This window comes from Weizmannia acidilactici (assembly GCF_008974185.1).
Taxonomy (GTDB): domain Bacteria; phylum Bacillota; class Bacilli; order Bacillales; family Bacillaceae_C; genus Weizmannia; species Weizmannia acidilactici.
Genome location: NZ_BKZP01000001.1, coordinates 197,392 through 203,477, shown reverse-complemented (window position 1 = coordinate 203,477; position 6,086 = coordinate 197,392). Strand labels below are relative to the sequence as shown.

Genomic DNA, 6,086 nt, shown 5'->3' with positions numbered 1-6,086 from the left:
GAGGTTTGCCGCTCGCTTCTTTCAGATTCCGCATCACTACGGACACCCTTGCGTTAGGCTATCGCTACTACTGCCTTCGCGATTCGGGACTTTCACCCTATAGAGTGCAGCCATGCCAGGCGCACCGTAAATGGCCGGCTGTGCATTTTTTGCAAGCCGGCCTTTGGCTGTTATTTTGGAAAACTAAGCGTAAACGATATATCGTTGTTCTTTAAATCAAATTTGTCGGCTTTGATCCGGGCATCATTCTCCAATTCCATCTTTTGCAATTGGATATATACCAATTTTTCACTTGGCTTGATAATCACCCATTCCGGCAGTTTGTACGTTGTTTTCACAAATTTTAAAATATATGATACCGGCAGATGAATGGAACCGAGGGATACGGATTTCTGTTTTAAAACCAAATCCCCGTTTTTTAAAGCTTCCGGCTCAAAAGTCATCGTATATCCCAGTTTTTCGGAAAACACGCTGACCGTTCCGTAAAAAACAACTTCATTATCCAGAAACACTTTTTCTTTCATCTTTTTTTCCTGCAAAAAACGGTTGACCAGCGCCGTTAAGTCAGCTTTATCCGTTTCTACATGGAAGTCGACTGTTTTGCCGGGCCTTGGCTGTTTCGGCACATGTCCGTCCGGCACAAAAAGGAAAAATGCCAGCAAAACGGCTATTGCCGCCACCGCGGCAGCCAGCGCAAAAAAGGCGGTTTTCCATGGATTTTTTTTCATTCCATATCAATCCTTTAATCCTGTACTGTTTTACAGCAGGTTCTTATTTTGGTATGCCCAAAAAATTGCCTTTCAGCAAATAATGGTAAATCCTTTTGGACATCAGTTTATAACCTTGATCATTCGGATGGAAATGGTCGTCGTAAAGAAGATCCTCTTCCTTGCGGTCAAAAATATCCGAAACCGGAATAAATATCGTGTTTTTATATTTTCCTGCCACCTTTTTGCTTGCCGCATTCCAATCCGCTAAAATATCATCAACTTCTTTAATATCCGAAAACCATTTGGAAAAAGGATTATAAATGCCGACAAGCGCAATTTTTACGTTCGGGTTGATTTTGCGGATCTGCCGGAAAATTTCATTCAAACGCTGCTCATATCCGGGGATCGCAATCTGGAATGCCTGTTTATTCAAGTTGGGGATGTTTTCGCGGAAAACTTTCATAATATCATTTCCGCCAATGGTTATAATAACAGCATCGGATTCCCGGATGGACTTTTGGATATTTTTATCCTGAAGCCGGGCCAGCAGCTGGTCTGTCCGGTTCCCTTTTACGCCGTAGTTTGTAATGGTGGTTTTTTTTACCCCTTTCAGGCCATCGAGCTCATTTTTCAAATAATACGTGTAACCGCCGCGCCCTTTGCTGTCCCCAACTCCCTCTGTCAAGGAATCGCCGATCGAAACAATGCGTACGGGAACCGGCACCACCTTTTTTTCACCACTTGCCGGTTTGAATAAAAGGTTATGAATGCCGATTGAACATCCCGACATAGCGAGGGACACAGCGGCAATAAGAGGAATGAACCATTTTTTCACTTTTGACACCACTTTTATTAGACTTCTGTTTTCGCAATGCTTCCATTATATCATGAAAAAAATGCACCGGGTGTTGATTTGTGCTCAAATTTTGCAGCCGGTTTTTCCTGAAAAGGGGCCATCACCGTTTCCATTGCACATCTTTTACCCTGGCACTATAATAAGAAGAAGTACGCACTTGAAGGTGGGATATTTATTTTGGCAACTTCAACATACTCACACAGTTGGAAACAGGAACTCGCCAATGCGATTACGCACGGCATCGGATTTTTGCTCAGCATTCCGGCAATGGTCATGCTGATTATGTTTGCCGCGCAGAAAAACAGCCCGCTTTATATGGCAAGTTTCCTTGTTTTCGGCATTTCCATGCTGCTCCTTTACTTGTTTTCGACTTTACTCCACAGCTTTTATTGGACAAAAATCAAAACATTTTTGGCGATTTTGGATCATTCCGCCATATTCCTGCTTATTGCGGGCACATACACCCCAATCGTGCTGATTACCCTGCACGGAACTTTGGGCTGGATCTTGTTTTCCATCGTGTGGAGCATGGCTGTGATCGGCATTGCCGGCAAATGTTTTCTCATCCACCGCTTTAAACTTTTATCCACGATTCTTTACTTGATGATGGGCTGGTTTGTCATCATCGCCATTAAGCCTCTGTACACCGGCTTGTCCGCTACAGGATTCTGGCTCCTGCTCACGGGCGGCATCTGCTACTCTGTCGGAGCCGTGTTTTACACTTGGAAAAACCTTCCTTATTCCCATGCGGTTTGGCATTTGTTCGTCATCGCCGGCAGCGCATTTATGTATTTCTGTATTTTATTTTACGTTTAGTATTTCCGCAGTGAAAAAACCATGGAGCCAGCCTCCATGGTTTTTAAGGTTTGCGTACAAACACTTGGAATTCGTAGTCGTACGGGTTGTTTTCATCTTTTACCCCTTTTGTGCAGGAAACCATTTCCCATTCGTCCCAGTTCATGGGCGGAAAATATGTATCACCTTCTATATCCGCATATATTTTTGTGCGGTACAGCTTGCCGGCCTCTTCCAGCAGAAGTGCAAAAATTTCGGCGCCGCCCGTCACAAAAATTTCACTGTTGTGCGTATCTGCCCATTTCAAGAGGCCTGCCTTTCCTGAAACAACAACGCATCCTTCCGCTTTAAAATCCGGATCCCTCGTCATGATGACATTCGTCCTCCCGGGAAGCGGCCTGCCGATCGATTCAAATGTCCTTCTTCCCATGACAACAGGGTGCCCCATCGTCAGTTTTTTAAAATACTTGAGGTCTTCAGGAAGATGCCACGGCAGGCGGTTGTTTTTCCCAATTACGCCTTTCTCATCTTCCGCCCATAAAAACGAGATCATACGCTCACCACTCCCGGAATATGCGGATGCGGACGATAATCTTTTAACGTAAAATCTTCATATTTGAAATCAAAAATATCTTTCACTTCAGGATTCAACACCATTTTCGGCAGCTTCCGCGGCTTGCGCGTCAGCTGCAGTTTTACCTGCTCGATATGATTCAAGTAAATATGGGCATCGCCGAGCGTATGCACAAACTCCCCGGGTTTAACCCCGCAAACCTGCGCGATCATCATTGTCAGCAGCGCATAAGAAGCAATGTTAAAAGGCACGCCGAGAAAAATATCGGCAGAACGCTGGTAAAGCTGGCAGGACAGTTTGCCGTTTGAAACATAAAACTGGAATAAACAATGGCATGGCGGAAGCGCCATCTCATCGATTTCCCCGACATTCCATGCATTGACAATTAACCGCCTCGAATTTGGGTTGTGTTTGATCTGGTCAATTACTTGGGCAATCTGGTCTATCGTCCTCCCGTCGCGTGTTTTCCACGACCGCCACTGCTCCCCGTAAACAGGGCCCAAATCGCCGTTTTCATCCGCCCATTCATTCCAAATGCGGACACCGTTTTCCTGCAAATATTTTACGTTCGTGTCCCCTTTCAGCATCCAGAGAAGTTCATAAATGATGGATTTCAAGTGCAGCTTTTTTGTCGTCAAAAGCGGAAAACCATCCTGCAGATTAAATCGCATCTGGTAACCGAAAATGCTGATCGTCCCGGTACCGGTGCGGTCTTCTTTCTTCACGCCGTTTTCAAGTACATTCCGGCAAAGATCCAAATATTGCTTCATAATTTGATTCCACCCTTTTTAAACATTCAAATATTATACTTTCATCCATTGCGGCGGCATGTTTTTATCCCAATAAATCGTGCCAAGATGGCGGTGCGTTTGGAAATTGTCGAAGGCGACATGGTAGTGGAAGTTGAAATAGTATCCGTCACCGGGCGGATGTTCGCGCCGTACGTGGAAGCGAATCACATCTTCTTTTGTTTCTGTATTGTATATATGGAAAATTTTTTCACCGGTGCCGGCGCTCGGCTGGTCCGAAACCGCTAAAAGAGGCAGTTTTTCCTGGGGATAATTGCGTACAGTTTCTGCAATCGCCGTTTCAATATTCGGCAATATCACTGCACAAAATTCATCTTCAATCACCGGCCTGATTTTCGCCCCGAATTTCCGGTAAGCCTGCTCTTCCGCTTCATCTAAAAATTCGCTGACCAACTGGCTGCTATATTCTTCATCGGTAAGTTTCCGTTCCGTAACAGCATTCGAGCGACTTGATAGATTGGCGGCTGTTTCCGTGCTTCCCTGCTCAATATTATTGTCGGCCTTGTATAAATAGTTCCAAATGGCATGGGAAGGAGGCACCAAACCAAATGTTAAAACAGAAACAAGGACCACAGCCGATTTTTTCAGCCACTTTTTCATCATTTTCCCCTCCCTCAGCCTTAAGATTCCGATATGAATTTATTATATAATATTTAATTGGCACTTGCATTAAGCAGGTGCAGAAAAAAGCAGACCCCTTTGCGCATGCCGGGGATGCCGCACAGAAAGAGGCCTGCTTTTTTTCAGCAGTACTGCCTGAAAGCCGTATGCAGATTTTCAATGATTTCTTCCACTTCATGCCCTTCGATATCGCTTCTCGGGATAAAATGGACGACTTCTTTCCCTTGAAGGAGCGCAACAGACGGGGAAGAAGGCTCAATACCGGTAAAATATTCGCGCATTTTTGCCGTTGCTTCTTTATCCTGCCCTGCAAAAACGGTCACCAAATGGGCCGGTTTCTTTTCGGATGTCCGGATTGCTTCCACAATTGCCGGGCGCGCCAGGCCGGCTGCACAACCGCAAACGGAGTTCACGACAACCAAAGTCGTGCCCTCTGCCTTTTCCATATATGTTTCCACTTCTTCCAAGGTGCGCAGTTCTGTAAAACCGTTGCTTGTCAGTTCTTCCCTCATCGGCGCGATCAACGCCTTCATGTATTCTTCATATGCCATCGACATCTTTCATTTTCCTCCTTTATCTTTAAGATTGGGACTGCCTTGCTTCCGTCATTTGCTTCCAGACCGAACCTTTTGCTTTCTCACCTTTTGTAATCCTTTCGATCGCCATTTTGACCTGGAGCCTGACCTCAAATTCAGGGTCATTCTCGGCTTCTCTTAAAGCAGGCAGGACCGTTTCATCGCCTTCTTCATACAAAAACATCGCGGCACGCCAGCGGACGATTTTGCTGCTGTCTTTTAACGCTTTTGCCATCTCATCGCACGCTTCTTTAAAGCCGAGGTCGCTTAAGGCATCCCCCGCAGTCCGCCGAACGCTTGCATTTGCATCGTGCAGGCCTCGGTACAATAGCGGCAGCACTTTTTTGTCTTTCACCATGCCCAAATAAACGACGGCTAGCCTTCTGATCGATGGTTTTTCATCCGAAAGAGCTTTTTTAAGCACCGGGAGATCAGAAAGTTCCGGATCTTCCATTTCTTCAAGCAGCCGGTATCTCTCCCTCCAGTCATCCGTTTCAAGCATATCGGATGTCAATTTCAGCCGTTTTTTGGCCCCGGGCTGCGGCGCCTGATGCTTCGCCTCATTGACAAGCCTGTCAAGCTTTTCTTTCGGGTAAGCGGCAATGATTTCTTCCGTGACATCACGGCCGATCTCGTCAAGATCTCCGTAACGTATGCCAAAATCTTTCCATTTCCGCAGGAAGACATAATTTTCGCCTTCAAGCTGTGCAGCTGCGAGCGCCTCGGCAAAATAAGCCGGGAGCCCGAAACGTTTTTCCTGTTCGCCGTCGGTACATTTCACTTGGATGGGAATGCCCTTAAACATTTGCACGACTACCTGGATTTCGCCGTAATGTTCATTAACAAGCGCACCGCTTCCGCTTTCCCCCTCCGTTTCTCCGAAAACTTCGCGCACTTTCGGCAGTATATCCTGCCAGTCAGTTTTCCCGTTCCGCTCCACCGCAAGAAAATCGGCGACATGGTAAACGCCCTTGACGCCGTCAATATTTAAAATTTCGCGGATCAACGGGGGCACGCCTTCTTCCTGCCCTTTTTTATAATTGTTGCGGGAGCCGTCTGGGAGCTCCTCAGTCAAAATGACTTTCATCGTATTCGGGCTCGGCGTCGGTTCGATCGCTTTAATTTTCATGTCCACACCGCCTTTCC

General features: G+C 46.2%; 8 protein-coding genes. 1 reads left to right on the top strand and 7 read right to left on the bottom strand.

Annotated elements, in window-relative coordinates; translation table 11 throughout:
* Nucleotides 1-170 precede the first annotated feature (170 nt).
* The gene (locus BpJC4_RS01000; protein ID WP_151679234.1) at nt 171-728 is read right to left on the bottom strand and encodes a YpmS family protein; all 558 of its coding nucleotides are present in this window, start codon (nt 726-728) and stop codon (nt 171-173) included.
* Between the two features lie 43 nt (nt 729-771).
* Nucleotides 772-1,545: an SGNH/GDSL hydrolase family protein gene (locus BpJC4_RS00995; protein ID WP_151679233.1), complete on the bottom strand. Its 774-nt coding sequence runs from the start codon at nt 1,543-1,545 to the stop codon at nt 772-774.
* 198 nt (nt 1,546-1,743) lie between these two features.
* Between BpJC4_RS00995 and trhA the strand changes: the two genes are divergently transcribed.
* Nucleotides 1,744-2,382, top strand: coding sequence for a PAQR family membrane homeostasis protein TrhA (trhA, locus tag BpJC4_RS00990; RefSeq protein ID WP_151679232.1), 639 nt, complete (start codon nt 1,744-1,746; stop codon nt 2,380-2,382).
* A gap of 43 nt (nt 2,383-2,425) precedes the next feature.
* Here the strand turns inward: trhA and BpJC4_RS00985 are convergent, their stop codons facing one another.
* The 5 genes from BpJC4_RS00985 to BpJC4_RS00965 all read right to left on the bottom strand — a co-directional run bounded on the left by BpJC4_RS00985 (nt 2,426) and on the right by BpJC4_RS00965 (nt 6,069).
* Nucleotides 2,426-2,914 carry a dihydrofolate reductase gene (locus BpJC4_RS00985; RefSeq protein ID WP_151697426.1) on the bottom strand — a complete coding sequence of 163 codons (489 nt, stop codon included), beginning with the start codon at nt 2,912-2,914 and terminating at the stop codon, nt 2,426-2,428.
* Nucleotides 2,911-3,705: a thymidylate synthase gene (locus BpJC4_RS00980; protein ID WP_151679230.1), complete on the bottom strand. Its 795-nt coding sequence runs from the start codon at nt 3,703-3,705 to the stop codon at nt 2,911-2,913. The genes BpJC4_RS00985 and BpJC4_RS00980 overlap by 4 nt, the downstream gene beginning before the upstream one ends.
* A 33-nt stretch (nt 3,706-3,738) precedes the next feature.
* Nucleotides 3,739-4,344: a YpjP family protein gene (locus tag BpJC4_RS00975; protein ID WP_151679229.1), complete on the bottom strand. Its 606-nt coding sequence runs from the start codon at nt 4,342-4,344 to the stop codon at nt 3,739-3,741.
* Nucleotides 4,345-4,487: 143 nt separating this feature from the next.
* Complete coding sequence (locus BpJC4_RS00970) at nt 4,488-4,922, bottom strand: BrxA/BrxB family bacilliredoxin (RefSeq protein ID WP_151679228.1); 435 nt, start codon at nt 4,920-4,922, stop codon at nt 4,488-4,490.
* Nucleotides 4,923-4,944: 22 nt separating this feature from the next.
* Entirely contained in the window at nt 4,945-6,069 is a 1,125-nt protein-coding gene (locus BpJC4_RS00965) for a conserved virulence factor C family protein (RefSeq protein ID WP_151679227.1), read from the bottom strand.
* Between the last annotated feature and the right edge of the window lie 17 nt (nt 6,070-6,086).

Coding starts and splice junctions, on each gene's coding strand:
- BpJC4_RS00985 (WP_151697426.1), bottom strand. CDS start 2,914: ATGATCTCGTTTTTATGGGCGGAAGATGAGAAAGGCGTAATTGGGAAA.
- BpJC4_RS00975 (WP_151679229.1), bottom strand. CDS start 4,344: ATGAAAAAGTGGCTGAAAAAATCGGCTGTGGTCCTTGTTTCTGTTTTA.
- BpJC4_RS00980 (WP_151679230.1), bottom strand. CDS start 3,705: ATGAAGCAATATTTGGATCTTTGCCGGAATGTACTTGAAAACGGCGTG.
- BpJC4_RS00970 (WP_151679228.1), bottom strand. CDS start 4,922: ATGTCGATGGCATATGAAGAATACATGAAGGCGTTGATCGCGCCGATG.
- BpJC4_RS00965 (WP_151679227.1), bottom strand. CDS start 6,069: ATGAAAATTAAAGCGATCGAACCGACGCCGAGCCCGAATACGATGAAA.
- BpJC4_RS01000 (WP_151679234.1), bottom strand. CDS start 728: ATGAAAAAAAATCCATGGAAAACCGCCTTTTTTGCGCTGGCTGCCGCG.